Origin of the sequence: Streptomyces sp. NBRC 110611 (genome assembly GCF_001590865.1) — a bacterium.
Taxonomy (GTDB): domain Bacteria; phylum Actinomycetota; class Actinomycetes; order Streptomycetales; family Streptomycetaceae; genus Streptomyces.
Window position 1 is genome coordinate 1 of sequence record NZ_BBUY01000083.1, and the last position, 1,091, is coordinate 1,091.

Sequence of the window (1,091 nt, forward strand, 5' to 3'; positions counted from 1 at the left end):
GGACTTCGGGTTCGGGCAGGGAGCGGCGGTCCACCTTGCCGCTCGGGGTCAGCGGCAGCGCGTCGAGCGGAACGAAGACCGCCGGGATCATGTAGTCCGGCAGCGTCTCCCCCAGATACGAGCGCAGCTCACCGGTCGCCAGATCCTGCGACGACACCAGGTACGCGACCAGCCGGCGGTGCCCGTCGGCACCCTGGTGAGCCACCACCACCGCCTCACTGACCTGCCCATGAGCGGTCAGCGCCGACTCGATCTCACCCAGCTCGATCCGGAAACCACGGATCTTGACCTGATCGTCGGCACGCCCCAGGTACTCCAGCGTGCCATCCGCCCGCCAGCGGGCCACATCGCCCGAGCGGTACATCCGCTCACCCGGACCGCCGAACGGATTCGCCGGGAAACGCTCCTCGGTCAGCTCCGGACGGTGCAGATACCCACGCGCCAGCCCACCCCCGGCGACATACATCTCGCCGGGGACGCCGACCGGCACCGGCTCGCCCCGCTCGTCCAGCAGATACACCCGGTAGCTGGGCAGCGGACGGCCCGCAGGCACCCGGCCCGAGGCCACATGCCCGGCCGTGACCTCCTGGAACGTCACATGCACCGTGGTCTCGGTGATCCCGTACATGTTGATCAGACGGGTGTCACCGGAGTCGTACTGGTGGTACCAGGTGCGCAGGTGCTTGGGCTCCAACGCCTCACCACCGAAGATCACCCACCGCAGGTCCGGCAGCGCCGGGACCTCGCCACCCGCGGCGGTCTCCACCAGCTCGCGGAACATCGACGGCGTCTGGTTGAGCACGGTGACCCGCTCGTCGCGCAGCAGCTCCCACATCGCCTCGGGGTTACGGGCCACATCGTGCGGGACGACGACGACCCGACCGCCCGTGGTCAACGCACCCCACATCTCCCACACGGAGAAGTCGAAGGCGTAGGAGTGGAACACCGTCCACACATCCTCCGGCCCGAAACCGTACACAGGACGGCAGTTGGCCAGCAGGTTGAGCACCGTGTGGTGCTCAATCGCCACACCCTTGGGACGACCGGTCGAACCCGACGTGTAGATGACATACGCCAGGTTGTCGCCGGTG

1 protein-coding gene is annotated in these 1,091 nt (G+C 68.2%); it reads right to left on the reverse strand.

Annotation, left to right across the window (positions count from 1 at the left end; genetic code table 11):
* Positions 1-1,091: amino acid adenylation domain-containing protein (locus AZE13_RS33445; protein ID WP_147264836.1), on the reverse strand; the 1,091-nt coding region annotated here is incomplete at both ends.